We start from the raw sequence: 13119 nt of genomic DNA, 5'->3' as shown, positions 1-13119 counted from the left end.
CAAAATCTTTTTCAGACATTGTAGGAACAGTTTTTTCAAACAGCATGTTTTTACAGCTTGTCTTATTGATGTCTGAAAAAGATGATGCAGATAAGGGGTTTGGACGTTACTCGTTGGTTTGGGAAGCAAAGTGCTGGAATGTCACTTCGGCTTCCACCCAGAAATCATTCATCCGCAATAGGTCGGGGATAGAGTAGGGCTTATGGGTGCAAATGTCGTGTACTGCATGGCAAATGCAGATGTCTTCCAGTTCAGACCTGCTCAAGCAGCCTTCTGCCCAGCTTGTTTCGTCATCGAGTTCATCGGTTAAACCGAGTGCTTTGTCAGTTACATCCGGTATATTGTCGATGCCATTTGAAATGGAACAACTTTCTATCTCGGCAAGCCCTTTTTTATCGAGCAGTGTATCGATGAGTTTGATTATGCGGTTGAAGTCCGAAGAATAGAACATATCTTCTTCCAGAACAAGTACGGACTCGCTTCCGTTGTGGCTAAACAGCAATCGACCTTCAATCTCACAATCATCATCAAAAGTTTCGTCTTTCAGTGATTGGTGCATGGCTCGATATAGATTAGCAGTGTGGGCATACATTTGCCTGGTCAGTCCGAGAAGCAGTTCATTGATTTGTTTGAAACGTTCTTTTTCGGCCTGGTTGCATAGGAACATTTGGTTCAGCAGATAGCTTCTTGTGTGTAAGAGGTATTCTATTCTATCCAAAGTCTCTCTATCTTGGATTTTGTCTAAACGCGGATAAGTGCAATGGTGGCCCGGGATGGTTGTGGTGGGGATAATTCGTTTTAGTTCCATCTCGATGGCTGTCAGTATGTGCCGTTTTCGGGCAGTGTCTCGTTCTGATTGGATGAGTTCAAAGGTTTCTTTTGAGTATACGTCCATGGTCTGTTGTTTTTAGAATTGGTTTGATTACGGCAAAGGTAGGTAGGGATTATGCCATTTGGCGGCAGAACTCTGGTATAAGATAATTGAGGATTGAGACTTGGCTATAAATAATTATAAGTTAAAACAATATGGGTAAGGAACTTTTTAGTCGTTATGTTTGGCTCTTGGAGACCATTCATCGTGCGGGTAAGATTACATTCGAGGAAATCAACGCTCGCTGGCTTCGTTCGGAACTAAGTGGTGGAGAAACTCTTTCACTCCGTACTTTTCATCATCATCGGGATGCGATAGAAGAGCTGTTTGACATCAATATTGAATGCATCAAGCGTGGAGGTTATTGCTATTATATAGAGGATACAGAAGAATTGGAAAAAGGTTGTGTGCGCAAGTGGCTGTTGAATTCGTTTGCGGTAGACAACCTGATAGTTGAAAGCCGTAAGCTAAAATCACGTATTTTGCTTGAAGAAGTTCCTTCTGGAAAGCGGTATCTGATTCCGCTGATTGAAGCGATGCGCGACGGTATGATTGTTGAGGTGGACTATCAGAGTTTTCGGCAACAGGTACCTGCTAACTTTGAAATAGAACCTTATTGTCTGAAATTGTTCCGGCAGCGCTGGTATGTGGTGGCACGCAGTCCGCATTATAATCGCGTGATGATTTATTCGCTTGACCGTATTCTTGATTTGGAGGTGTCGGAGAAAACGTTTTACTATCCGGAAGAATTCAATCCTCAGTCTTATTTTGATGCCTGCTTTGGCATTGTAGCAGATGATGATATAGGGATAGAGACTGTGCAGTTGAAGGTCTACGCTCCTCAGGACAAGTATTTTGATGCCTTGCCATTGCATCATTCCCAACGTACGGTAGAAGTTACGGAAGGACATACCGTTTACGAATACCGAATACGGCCAACGTATGATTTTGTGCAGGAGTTGCTTTCGCACGGGGCAGATGTGGAGGTTTTGCAGCCTTCATTGTTGCGTAGCCGGTTGGGTGATATAGCAAAAGAGATGGTTGCTCTTTACAATATTCCGTAATGGTTTGCATTACGCGTACGGAATAGGTTGAGTTTTAATTTCATTATGAATATATTTGCAGGGCAAGACAAGAAATAATAATTTTGTATTTAATAGATTGCATATGAATAAATTACTTCCCCTCTTATGCCTTTCCCTCGCTCTGTCCGCCTGTTCACGTACGGAAAAGAGGTTGGAGGCGCATGTTTTCGTACCGGATGCAGTGTGTGCCCATACGCCGGCGCTGAACCAGGGCCGCACTTCTACCTGCTGGACTTATGCTTCGGCCTCTCTGTTGGAGTCTGACTGGCTGGCGGGGCATCCCGGAGATACCGTGCGCCTGTCGCCTATGTACATGGTCAGGCAGAAATACTTGAATCAGCTTGATGCCTACTATTACTCTTGCGGCAGGGAAGAAATCAGGAATGGCGGACTGGGACATTCTTTCCTCCGTGTGCTGGAGGAAGACGGTGTGCTGCCGTTGGAAGCATATCGGGGGCGACGGCAGGGAAGCAAAAGGCATGACCACGGGGCTTTGCTGAAACAACTGAAGAAGCTGGCGGAGGAGGCCGTGAAGCATTGCGACCTCCCCGGCTACAGGAAACGCGCTGTAGCCCTGCTGGACGAGCAGATGGGGGCGGTGCCCGATTCGTTTCTCTACCGTGGCAGGAGCTATACCGCCCGTTCGTTTGCCGACTCGCTTCGCTTCAAGGCGGAGGATTATGTGCAGTTGACGAGCTTCACGCATCATCCTTTTTATACCCCTTTTATATTGGAAGTACCGGACAACTGGGAGCATCAGTGCTATTTCAACCTTCCGCTGGACGAGTTGGAGCAGGTGGTGCGCCGTGCGCTGTCTGCCGGCAAGACGGTGGCTTGGCATGGAGATGTGAGCGAAGATACTTTCAGTCCGCGTCAGGGAATGGCTCTTTGGACGCAGCATCCGGTGACACAGGAGATGCGGCAACATGAGTTCGAGCGTTTCCTTACCACAGACGACCACATGATGCACCTCATCGGCACGGCGCACGATGAGGCGGGACGCTTCTACTATCTCTTGAAGAATTCGTACGGAAGATATGGCGCCTACGCAGGGCTGCTCTACATGTCCGAAGATTATTTCAGAGCGAAGACTGTCTCGGTTCTGCTGAGGAAGTAATCCCCCTCCAATCTTTCCCGTTCATCGGTTTTTGCGATGAAACTGCTTTTACTCTGTGTCCGCTTTCCCGTTGAAGGTTCGGCAGCCGTCAATTGACAGCTGCCGGCTTCACTGCGGTAAAGGCGCGGCGACACTTTCTCCCTTCATCAGCCTCACTCCCTCACTTCTGCAACATCACTGCACAACGGTTGCAGCGTCACTGCAAAAGGGTTGCAGTGTCACTGCATAACAGTTGCAGCGTCACTGCAAATACGGTTGCAGTGCTACTGCAAAATGGATGCACTGTCTTTGCAGTGCTTGTCTGCTGATTCATACATGGTTATGCCGAGGGGAGGGAATGTGCAGTGAAAGACCGGTACGCAGTCGATAAGAAGATGCGGGAGCACCTGCGGGGCGAGGTAGCGCGAAGGAAAGGAGTTTCACCGCAAAAGCCGATGAATAGGAAGATTGAGGGAGAAGGTGAAGGAGATGGAGGATGAAAATACATTTCTCTTTAGCGAAAAAGCTGTGTATTCTGCTTGAAAACGCGTACTTTTGCAGACTATATAAATGAATTGCAGAATATGAACAAACCCGGGAAGCGAGTATTGGTCGGCATGAGCGGAGGTATAGACAGTACCGCCACTTGTCTGATGCTGAGGGAGCAGGGCTATGAGATAATCGGTCTCACCATGTGGGTGTGGGGAGACGAACCGGTGGAAGCCCGCAGCCTTGCCGACAGTATGGGAATTGAGCACTATGTGGCGGATGAGCGCGATGCTTTCCGCCGGATTATCGTTCGGAACTTTATTGATGAGTATCGCCGGGGGCGTACTCCCAATCCTTGTGTGATGTGCAATCCATTGTTCAAGTTCCGCATCCTGACGGAGTGGGCGGACAGGCTGGGCTGTGCGTTCGTCGCTACCGGGCACTACACCCGTCTGGAGGAGCGGAACGGGAAGACTTACATCGTTGCCGGAGATGACGACAAGAAAGACCAGTCCTATTTCCTCTGGCGGCTGGGGCAGGAGGTGTTGAAGCGGTGCATCTTCCCGCTGGGGGCGTTCACCAAGATGCAGGTCCGCGGGTATCTTCGTGATAAAGGATATACGCTCAAGGCGGAAGAAGGGGAAAGTATGGAAGTCTGCTTCATCAAGGGCGACTACCGCGACTTCTTGCGCGAGCACTCTCCGGAGATAGACAGCGAGGTGGGGCCGGGATGGTTTGTCAATTCGGAAGGCGTCAAGCTGGGCGGGCACAAAGGATTCCCTTACTACACCATCGGGCAGAGGAAGGGGCTGGAGATTGCTTTGGGCAAACCTGCCTACGTGCTGAAAATCAATCCGCAGAAGAACACCGTGATGCTGGGCGATGCGGAGCAGTTGAAAGCCGGATACATGCTTGCCGAAGAGGAAAACCTGATTGACGAGGCGGAATTCTTTGGCAGTGAAGAGCTTACCGTGCGCATCCGCTACCGCAGCAAACCCATCCCTTGCACCGTGAAGCGCCTGGAGGACGGGCGTCTGCTGGTGCGCTTCTTGTCGGAGGCTTCTGCCATTGCTCCGGGACAGTCTGCCGTGTTCTACGTCGGCCGGCGTGTGGTTGGCGGCTCATTCATCGCTTCCCAACGGGGCATCGGGATGTATATTGCAGAAAATAATAAAAACACAGATATATGAGAAAACTCTTTTTCCTTCTACTTTTCATCTTGGCTGCTGTAGGCGCATCGGCCCGGCAAGACACTTTGAAGTATCGCATCAGCCTGAAGGACAAGGCTGCCACCACGTATTCGCTGGAACATCCGGAAGCGTTCCTTTCTGAAAAGGCGATTGAGCGCCGCCGCAAGCAGAACCTTCCGATAGACTCGACAGACCTTCCGGTATGCCGTAAGTATGTGGATGAGATTCGCAGGCAAGGCGTGAAGATTGTCGTTACCGGCAAGTGGGAGAATTTTGTTACAGTGTCCTGCAACGACTCTGCATTGGTGGAGCGCATTGCCGCTCTGCCTTTTGTCCGGGAGACGGAAAAGGTATGGATAGCTCCCGGAGGTGACGGGCCGTTCATGGCAACGGAGCGCGACTCTCTGATAAACCGCCCGAGCGTGCATCCCGACAGCATTTATGGACTGGCTGTCGACCAGATACGGCTGAGCAATGGCGATAAGCTGCACGAAGAAGGCTTCAAGGGACAAGGAATGACGATTGCCGTTATCGACGCGGGCTTCCACAATGCCGACAAGATAACCGCCATGCAGAATATCCGCATCCTGGGTACGAAGGATTTTGTGAACCCCCAATCGGATATATTTGCCGAAAGCAGCCACGGCATGGCGGTGCTCTCGTGCATCGCCATGAACCGCCCCGGTGTCATGACCGGTACGGCTCCCGAAGCTTCTTTCTGGTTGCTGCGCAGCGAAGACGAATACTCCGAGCATCTGGTAGAGCAGGACTACTGGGCTGCGGCTGTGGAATATGCCGATAGCGTGGGAGTGGATGTACTCAATACTTCATTGGGATATTACGCTTTCGATGATAAATCCAAGAATTATAAGCTCCGCAATCTGGATGGGCACCATGCGCTGATGTCACGTCAGGCATCGCGCATAGCCGATAAGGGCATGGTATTGGTATGCAGTGCCGGAAATTCGGGCGCCGGTTCTTGGAAGAAGATTACGCCTCCGGGCGATGCCGGGAATGTGTTGACGGTGGGCGCTGTCGACAAGGAGGCTGTCCTGGCTCCTTTCTCGTCTGTAGGGAATACGGCAGACCATCGGATAAAGCCGGATATTGTAGCCGTCGGGCTGGGTGCCGACGTGATACGCACGGACGGCAACCAGGGAAGGGCGAACGGTACCTCTTTTGCCTCACCCATTATGTGCGGCATGGTGGCCTGCTTGTGGCAGGCTTGCCCCGAACTTACGGCAAAAGAAGTGATGGAATTGGTGCGCCGTTCCGGTGACCGTGCCGATTTTCCCGATAACATCTACGGTTATGGCGTGCCCGATATGTGGAAAGCATATCAGGATTATCTGCTCAAAAGATAGCCATATGGAATCGTTGTCTTTGTATGAGCTCAACGCCCTTGTGCGCCGCAGTCTGGAACAATGCCTTCCTGACGAGTGTTGGGTGCAGGCGGAGTTGAGCGATGTGCGTACCAACAGTACGGGGCATTGCTATCTGGAATTTGTGCAGAAAGACCCTCGCAGCAACAGCCTGATAGCTAAGGCGAGAGGAACAATCTGGGCAAATGTGTTCCGCCTGCTGAAGCCCTATTTTGAGGAAGCCACGGGGCAGGCGTTTGTTGCGGGCATCAAAGTGCTGGTGCAGGTCACCGTCAGCTTCCACGAACTTTACGGCTATAGCCTTACGGTGCAGGACATAGACCCCACCTATACCTTGGGCGATATGGCACGCCGCCGCAGGGAGATACTGAAACAGCTCGAGGAAGAGGGGGTGCTCACTCTTAATAAAGAACTGGATATGCCCCGCCTGCCGCAACGTATTGCCGTCATATCCTCACCGACGGCGGCGGGCTATGGTGACTTCTGTCATCAGCTGGAAAACAATTCCCGGGGTTTCTACTTTTATACGGAACTGTTTCCTGCCCTGATGCAGGGCGACCGTGTGGAGGAGTCTGTCCTCTCTGCTCTCGACCGGGTAAATGCACGCTTGTCCGAGTTTGATGTGGTTGTCATTATTCGCGGTGGAGGCGCCACGTCCGACTTATCCGGTTTCGATACTTATCTGCTTGCTGCTGCTTGTGCACAGTTTCCGTTGCCTGTCATAACGGGCATCGGTCACGAGCGGGATGACACGGTGCTGGATTCTGTGGCACATACCCGTGTAAAGACCCCTACGGCGGCTGCCGAATTCTTAATAGAGTCCATGGACAGCGCTGCTGATGAACTGGAAATGCTTGCTTCTCGCTTGCATGAGGGTGTCAGGAATCTGTTGCAGCAGGAACAGCGCAGACTCTCTGGTTACAAGAACCGGATTCCTTCTGCCGCATACCATCGTATATCCGATGCAAAAATGGCTTTGCTGACTGTGCGGAAAGATGTGGTGCAGGCTGTGACTTCCTCTTTGTTCCGCCATCGCCATCGCCTGGAATTGTTGCAACAACGATTGGCAGATGCTTCACCGGAAAAGTTGTTGGCCCGCGGTTACAGCATTACGTTGAAAGATGGGAAAGTAGTGAAGAATGCAGATGAACTGCAGGAGAATGATATGATAACAACCCGTCTGCAGAATGGTGAAGTGGTTTCAATAGTACATATTTAACTCTCCTCTCATTCATGCAGTGTTTTGCAAATCTCTGCATTTTATGAATATTGTTTAAATCATTTAAAATGAACAAAGATGAAAACACAAAATTTGTTTTTTATGCTGATACTGATAAGTATGGCATTTAGTTTTATTTCATGTACGGATGAGGATGATAAGGTCGAAATTCCTCAACTGGTAGGTAAGTGGATTGTGAAAGAACCAGTCCTGCAGGACGATTTTGTGACCTGCTATACGTTTAATGCAGACAAGACCTATGAAGTTTATACCGGAAGCCCGTTATCTAACGGAGTCCCTTTTCGTGGAACTTATATCATAAGTCTTGATGAAAAATTGATTAAGTTGTATGATAAAGAGGAACATTGTACTGAACAATATCATATTTTGAAACTGACGTCCAAGGAGATGAAGTGGGAGAACGCATCGCCCAAAGACGGGAATTCTGACAAACGGCTTGAGAAGTACAACGATTAATTAATTTCAATTATGCCGGTAACCAAGAAAAAAGAGACCTACTCCGAAGCCATGGCACGTTTGGAGAAAATTGTCAGCCAGATAGACAACAACGAACTGGAGATAGATGTGCTTGCTGAAAAAATAAAGGAAGCAAACGGAATTATAGCATTTTGCAGCGATAAATTGACCAAAGCTGACAAGGAAATTGAAAAATTACTGTCGGAGAAGTGGGAATCTGAAGAATAAAAGCTATTTTTGTTGCAAAATGTACGTAATAGAAGTAACTAATACTTTGAGATATGAAAGAACTTGATTGGGCTAATCTGCCGTTCGGATATATGAAGACAGATTACAATGTGAGAATTTACTATCGTAACGAACAATGGGGCGAACTGGAAGTTTGCAGTGAGGAAACCATTCCTATGCACATGGCTGCCACTTGTTTGCACTACGGTCAGGAAGCGTTTGAGGGTTTGAAGGCTTTTCGTGGCAAAGACGGTAAAGTGCGTATCTTCCGTTTGGAGGAGAATGCAGCCCGCCTGCAATCCACTTGCCGTGGCATCTTGATGCCGGAACTTTCTACGGAGCGTTTCAAAGAAGCTATTCTGAAGGTGGTGAAGCTGAACGAGCGTTTCATTCCGCCTTATGAATCGGGTGCTTCTCTGTATATCCGTCCGTTGCTGGTGGGTACCGGTGCGCAAGTAGGCGTACATCCTGCCAGCGAATATCTGTTTGTGGTGTTCGTGACCCCGGTAGGTCCTTACTTTAAGGGTGGATTCTCAACCAATCCGTATGTCATTATCCGCGAATTCGACCGTGCTGCCCCATTGGGTACCGGTATTTATAAAGTAGGTGGTAACTATGCAGCCAGCTTGCGTGCCAACAAGAAAGCGCACGATTTGGGTTATGCCTGTGAGTTCTATCTGGATGCCAAGGAAAAGAAATACATGGACGAATGTGGTGCTGCCAACTTCTTCGGCATCAAGGACAATACGTATATCACTCCGAAGTCCACTTCCATCCTGCCCTCCATCACCAACAAGAGCCTGATGCAGCTGGCAGAGGATATGGGCATGAAGGTGGAGCGCCGTCCGGTTCCCGAAGAAGAGTTGCTGACTTTCGAGGAAGCGGGTGCCTGCGGTACGGCTGCCGTTATCAGCCCCATCGAACGTATTGACGACGTAGAGAACGGCAAGTCATACGTTATTTCCAAGGATGGAAAACCGGGACCGGTATGTACGAAGCTCTACAACAAGCTGCGTGCCATCCAGTATGGTGACGAGCCGGATACTCACGGGTGGGTGACGATTGTTGAATAATACGGTGATGGTAATATCTATCGTATAAGACTTGCCGGGACTTTGTTTTTTATACTTTTAGGCACGGATTGCGCGGAAAGCACGGATAGATTGAAGAGAAACCGTGAAAATCCGTGTAATCCGTGCCTAAAATAATATGTTTTATGTTTCAATGCTTCTTAAATGGGAAAGAACAAGTTAGAGAAGTTTGCCGATATGGCGAGTTATCCGCATGTTTTCGAGTATCCGTATTCCGCGGTGGATAATGTGCCGTTTGACATGAAAGGGAACTGGCACGGGCGGTTTTTCAAGAACGACCATCCCATTGTCCTGGAACTGGGCTGTGGTAGGGGAGAATATACTGTCGGATTGGGACGCATGTTTCCCGAAAAGAACTTCATCGGAGTGGATATAAAGGGTGCCCGCATGTGGACGGGAGCCACCGAGTCGCTGGAGTCGGGCATGAAGAACGTTGCTTTCTTGCGTACGAATATCGAAATCATCGACCGCTTTTTTGCTACAGATGAGGTGAGCGAAATCTGGCTCACTTTCTCGGACCCGCAGATGAAGAAGGCGACCAAAAGGCTTACTTCCACTTATTTCATGGAGCGCTACCGCAAGTTCCTGAAGAATGACGGCATAGTCCATCTGAAGACGGACAGCAACTTCATGTTTACCTATACCCGGTACATGATTGAAAGAAACCGGCTGCCGGTGGATGTGATGACGGAAGACTTGTACCACTCCGGCATGGCTGATGAGATACTCAGCATCAAGACCTATTATGAACAACAATGGCTGGATCGTGGTTTGAATATCAAGTACATCAAGTTCCATCTTCCGCAAGAGGGCGAGTTGCAGGAGCCGGATGTGGAGATAGAGCTGGATGAGTACCGCAGTTATAACCGTAGTAAGCGTAGTGGACTACAAACCAGTAAATGATGCGAATCAGTGGTTAAAAATACTACTGATTCGCATAAAAATAGTAAATAGTAAATCGTCAAATAGTACATACAATGACATTATATCCAAAATTAATCCTTGATGCATTGGCAACAGTGCGTTATCCCGGCACCGGAAAGAATCTTGTTGAGGCTGAGATGGTGGCCGATAACATGCGGATTGACGGGATGAAGGTCAGCTTCTCGTTGACATTCGAGAAACCGACTGATCCGTTCATGAAGTCAATGGTGAAGGCTGCCGAGACAGCTATACATACGTATGTCTCTCCCGAGGTGGAGGTTGTGATTACGACTGAAAGCCGTCAGGCGGCACGTCCGGAAGTGGGTAAGCTATTACCCCAGGTGAAGAATGTTATCGGAGTGTCTTCCGGAAAAGGTGGGGTAGGTAAGTCCACGGTTGCTGCCAACCTTGCCGTGTCTTTGGCAAAGTTGGGTTATAAAGTAGGTCTGCTGGATGCTGATATCTTCGGGCCTTCTGTTCCAAAGATGTTCCAAGTGGAAGATGCCCGTCCGGTGGCAGAGAACATTGGTGGACGTGACTTGATTGTTCCGATAGAGAAGTATGGCATCAAGTTGCTTTCCATCGGTTTCTTTGTAGACCCCGACCAGGCCACTTTGTGGCGGGGAGGTATGGCAAGCAATGCCTTGAAGCAGCTGATTGGTGATGCCGATTGGGGAGAACTGGATTATTTCCTTATCGACCTTCCTCCCGGAACGAGCGACATTCACTTGACAGTGGTGCAGACTTTGGCACTGACAGGAGCTATCGTTGTCAGCACGCCGCAGGCTGTGGCGCTGGCAGATGCCCGCAAAGGCATCAATATGTTTACCAATGATAAGGTGAATGTGCCCATTCTCGGTTTGGTGGAGAACATGGCTTGGTTCACGCCTGCCGAATTGCCGGAAAACAAGTATTATATCTTTGGAAAAGAAGGCGCAAAGAGACTGGCTGAGAAAATGAACGTACCCTTGCTGGGACAAATTCCTATCGTGCAGAGTATCTGCGAGAGCGGTGATAAGGGGACTCCGGTTGCTTTGGATGAGAATACGGTGACCGGGCGCGCTTTCCTGCAACTGGCTGCTGCCGTAGTCCGTCAGGTAGACCGCAGAAATATGGAAATGGCGCCGACGCGGATTGTGGAAGTGCATAAATAAACATGGATGTTTTCCTTATGAAAAGGAGCAATTGCCCGTCGTCGGGTAACTGCTCCTTTTCCATTTAAACTTGTTTAGAGAGAGAATTAGTTTATTTAGTTGGAGTAACAGTGGCATTCTGAACAGCAGGGCTCTTCTCCGGTTCTTGCAGGCGGAACATGATAGGAACTGTATATTTTACGTTTACAGCTTGCCCTCTTTGCATGCCGGGCTTCCACTTAGGCATAATGGTAGTCAGGCGGATTGCTTCGGCATCCAGCAGAGGGTCGGCACTACGGAGAACTCTGGGATTGATGATGTTGCCCTCTGTATTTACGATAAACTGTATGGTAACTCTTCCCTGAATCTTAGCTTTCTGTGCTGCTACCGGATATTTGATGTTTTTGCCGATGAATTCCATCATTGCGGGCATGCCGCCGGGATATTCGGGCATTTGTTCTACGACTTCAAAAACGGTTGCCTCTTCCGGGTAGGTAGCTTCTTCGGGAGCATAACCCACTACCACCATTTCATCTATCTTGTTTTCAATGGGAGCATACTTCACCGGGGTCTTGTCTTCTGTCAAGCGGAACATCACTGGTACCGTAAATCTTACGCGTACTGCTTCTCCGCGTTGTGTACCGGGTTTCCATTTAGGCATGGCACTGATGACGCGAATGGCTTCTTTATCCAATTCCGGGTCAATGCCGCGCAATATTTTCACATTGGTAATACTGCCATCCTTCTCCACTACAAATTGCACGGTAGCCCGTCCTTGCGTACCTTTCTTCATGGCTGCTTCCGGATATTTGATGTTCTTGCTCAAGTATTCCATTAGTGCAGACATGCCTCCGTCGGGGAATTCGGGCATGTGTTCCACTACCTCAAAAATCGGATTGTCGAGAGTATCCTTATCCACTACCTTTCCTTTGTAAGTCACTGTTTTCGTATCTTGTTCCGGTAGGGGAGCTACTTGAGGGGCTTGAACTTCCGGTACCGCTTGTCCGGTTTTGGCGTCTACAGCCTCTATGACTTCCGCTGCAATCTTCTTTGTGGTACGTGCCACTGCTTCGATATTGCTGACAATCATAAGTAAGGCCGCTAAAGGAAGGAACATCAGATATTTGGTCCTTCCTATTTCTTTTGTTCTCTTTTTGTTCATCATTTTGATGCGTTTTTTTAAAGGTAAAACATTGAAACTGTTATAGATAGTTGCTGCAGCCTTTTGATGTGACAATCCTAACAGATGGTACTGGTAGGTTTTGGAGTCATAGCCGTTTTCCAATACGCGGGCGTCGGCCATATATTCCAGATTGGTGCGGATTTCCCGTTTCATGAGCCAGGCAAATGGATTGCACCAGCAAAAAATGCACACCAGTTCACTGATGATGACATCAATGGAGTGCCATTGCCGGGCGTGTGTCCGCTCATGAATCAATATTTCGTTGAATTCTTCTTCCGTATGCGAGGACGGATGGATAAAAATCCAGTGGAAAAAGGAGAAAGGTCCGTCTGCTTTGGGAAGCAGATGTATATTTGTGTTGCCTATTTGTACCTTGCGGCATCGGCATGCCAGACGGATGATGCCCGCCAGTTGCATGACGAGGCGTATCATCAGCAATGCCGCTATTCCCCAATAGGCGATATTGGCATATTCTGAAAGGATGCTTTTCCAGTCGGCCGGAGTCGCTTCGGTGCCTGCTGTGAGTTCCGGCAGTACAACGCTGGCATAGAGGTCTGCCATGGCCACCATCGGCTCCTGCTCCGTAATCCACGTTTGTATGTTTAGCAGAGGTATGGCGGCGGAAACGGCAAAGAAACAGAGCAGTGCGGTTCTGCGCCAGCCGAAAAACGTGTCTTTGTAGAAGAACAGCCGATAGAATGCGTAAAACAATACTATCGCTACATTCACTTTCAGAAAATAGGCTAACATG

General features: G+C 49.0%; 13 protein-coding genes. 11 read left to right on the top strand and 2 right to left on the bottom strand.

Annotated elements, in window-relative coordinates:
• Positions 1-106 precede the first annotated feature (106 nt).
• On the bottom strand, positions 107-895 hold the full coding sequence (locus DW896_RS16125) for a hypothetical protein (protein WP_005829722.1): 789 nt from the start codon (positions 893-895) through the stop codon (positions 107-109).
• Positions 896-1026: 131 nt separating this feature from the next.
• On the opposite strand from DW896_RS16125, the gene DW896_RS16120 reads away from it, so the two are divergent.
• The 11 genes from DW896_RS16120 (at position 1027) to DW896_RS16075 (ending at position 11206) form a co-directional block, all read left to right on the top strand.
• Positions 1027-1935, top strand: coding sequence for a YafY family protein (locus tag DW896_RS16120; protein ID WP_005829725.1), 909 nt, complete (start codon positions 1027-1029; stop codon positions 1933-1935).
• A gap of 103 nt (positions 1936-2038) precedes the next feature.
• The gene (locus DW896_RS16115) at positions 2039-3073 is read left to right on the top strand and encodes a C1 family peptidase (RefSeq protein ID WP_005829726.1); all 1035 of its coding nucleotides are present in this window, start codon (positions 2039-2041) and stop codon (positions 3071-3073) included.
• 563 nt (positions 3074-3636) lie between these two features.
• Positions 3637-4731 (top strand): tRNA 2-thiouridine(34) synthase MnmA, encoded by a 1095-nt coding sequence (gene mnmA / locus DW896_RS16110; protein WP_005829733.1) that lies wholly within the window; start codon positions 3637-3639, stop codon positions 4729-4731.
• 246 nt (positions 4732-4977) lie between these two features.
• A complete protein-coding gene (locus tag DW896_RS21895; RefSeq protein ID WP_366208882.1) occupies positions 4978-5091 on the top strand; it encodes a GlyGly-CTERM sorting domain-containing protein in 114 nt (37 codons plus the stop codon).
• 23 nt (positions 5092-5114) lie between these two features.
• Entirely contained in the window at positions 5115-6095 is a 981-nt protein-coding gene (locus DW896_RS16105) for a S8 family serine peptidase (RefSeq protein ID WP_227742370.1), read from the top strand.
• Positions 6096-6099: 4 nt separating this feature from the next.
• Positions 6100-7332, top strand: a complete 1233-nt coding sequence (xseA, locus tag DW896_RS16100) for an exodeoxyribonuclease VII large subunit (RefSeq protein ID WP_005829738.1) — start codon at positions 6100-6102, stop codon at positions 7330-7332.
• A 78-nt stretch (positions 7333-7410) separates the two neighbouring features.
• The gene (locus DW896_RS16095) at positions 7411-7809 is read left to right on the top strand and encodes a lipocalin family protein (RefSeq protein ID WP_005829739.1); all 399 of its coding nucleotides are present in this window, start codon (positions 7411-7413) and stop codon (positions 7807-7809) included.
• 12 nt (positions 7810-7821) lie between these two features.
• On the top strand, positions 7822-8037 hold the full coding sequence (xseB, locus tag DW896_RS16090; RefSeq protein ID WP_005829741.1) for an exodeoxyribonuclease VII small subunit: 216 nt from the start codon (positions 7822-7824) through the stop codon (positions 8035-8037).
• A gap of 53 nt (positions 8038-8090) precedes the next feature.
• Positions 8091-9110 carry a branched-chain amino acid aminotransferase gene (locus DW896_RS16085; protein ID WP_005833410.1) on the top strand — a complete coding sequence of 340 codons (1020 nt, stop codon included), beginning with the start codon at positions 8091-8093 and terminating at the stop codon, positions 9108-9110.
• A gap of 162 nt (positions 9111-9272) precedes the next feature.
• Positions 9273-10031 (top strand): tRNA (guanosine(46)-N7)-methyltransferase TrmB, encoded by a 759-nt coding sequence (gene trmB / locus DW896_RS16080; protein ID WP_009037846.1) that lies wholly within the window; start codon positions 9273-9275, stop codon positions 10029-10031.
• A gap of 74 nt (positions 10032-10105) precedes the next feature.
• Positions 10106-11206: an Mrp/NBP35 family ATP-binding protein gene (locus DW896_RS16075; protein ID WP_005829749.1), complete on the top strand. Its 1101-nt coding sequence runs from the start codon at positions 10106-10108 to the stop codon at positions 11204-11206.
• A gap of 91 nt (positions 11207-11297) precedes the next feature.
• Here the strand turns inward: DW896_RS16075 and DW896_RS16070 are convergent, their stop codons facing one another.
• Complete coding sequence (locus tag DW896_RS16070) at positions 11298-13118, bottom strand: M56 family metallopeptidase (RefSeq protein ID WP_119993568.1); 1821 nt, start codon at positions 13116-13118, stop codon at positions 11298-11300.
• Position 13119: the final 1 nt, after the last annotated feature.

The sequence above is a fragment of the Bacteroides sp. AM41-16 genome, assembly GCF_003603495.1.
Lineage (GTDB): Bacteria > Bacteroidota > Bacteroidia > Bacteroidales > Bacteroidaceae > Bacteroides > Bacteroides uniformis.
The sequence above is the reverse complement of the archived record's forward strand: the minus strand, read 5'-3'. Positions and strand labels throughout refer to the sequence as shown.

Excerpts from the sequence above, each read along its gene's own strand:
- DW896_RS16095 (WP_005829739.1), top strand. The coding sequence starts at position 7,411 with ATGAAAACACAAAATTTGTTTTTTATGCTGATACTGATAAGTATGGCA.
- DW896_RS16070 (WP_119993568.1), bottom strand. The coding sequence starts at position 13,118 with ATGTTAGCCTATTTTCTGAAAGTGAATGTAGCGATAGTATTGTTTTAC.
- trmB (WP_009037846.1), top strand. The coding sequence starts at position 9,273 with ATGGGAAAGAACAAGTTAGAGAAGTTTGCCGATATGGCGAGTTATCCG.
- DW896_RS16105 (WP_227742370.1), top strand. The coding sequence starts at position 5,115 with ATGGCAACGGAGCGCGACTCTCTGATAAACCGCCCGAGCGTGCATCCC.
- mnmA (WP_005829733.1), top strand. The coding sequence starts at position 3,637 with ATGAACAAACCCGGGAAGCGAGTATTGGTCGGCATGAGCGGAGGTATA.
- DW896_RS16075 (WP_005829749.1), top strand. The coding sequence starts at position 10,106 with ATGACATTATATCCAAAATTAATCCTTGATGCATTGGCAACAGTGCGT.
- xseB (WP_005829741.1), top strand. The coding sequence starts at position 7,822 with ATGCCGGTAACCAAGAAAAAAGAGACCTACTCCGAAGCCATGGCACGT.
- DW896_RS16120 (WP_005829725.1), top strand. The coding sequence starts at position 1,027 with ATGGGTAAGGAACTTTTTAGTCGTTATGTTTGGCTCTTGGAGACCATT.
- DW896_RS16085 (WP_005833410.1), top strand. The coding sequence starts at position 8,091 with ATGAAAGAACTTGATTGGGCTAATCTGCCGTTCGGATATATGAAGACA.
- xseA (WP_005829738.1), top strand. The coding sequence starts at position 6,100 with ATGGAATCGTTGTCTTTGTATGAGCTCAACGCCCTTGTGCGCCGCAGT.
- DW896_RS16125 (WP_005829722.1), bottom strand. The coding sequence starts at position 895 with ATGGACGTATACTCAAAAGAAACCTTTGAACTCATCCAATCAGAACGA.
- DW896_RS16115 (WP_005829726.1), top strand. The coding sequence starts at position 2,039 with ATGAATAAATTACTTCCCCTCTTATGCCTTTCCCTCGCTCTGTCCGCC.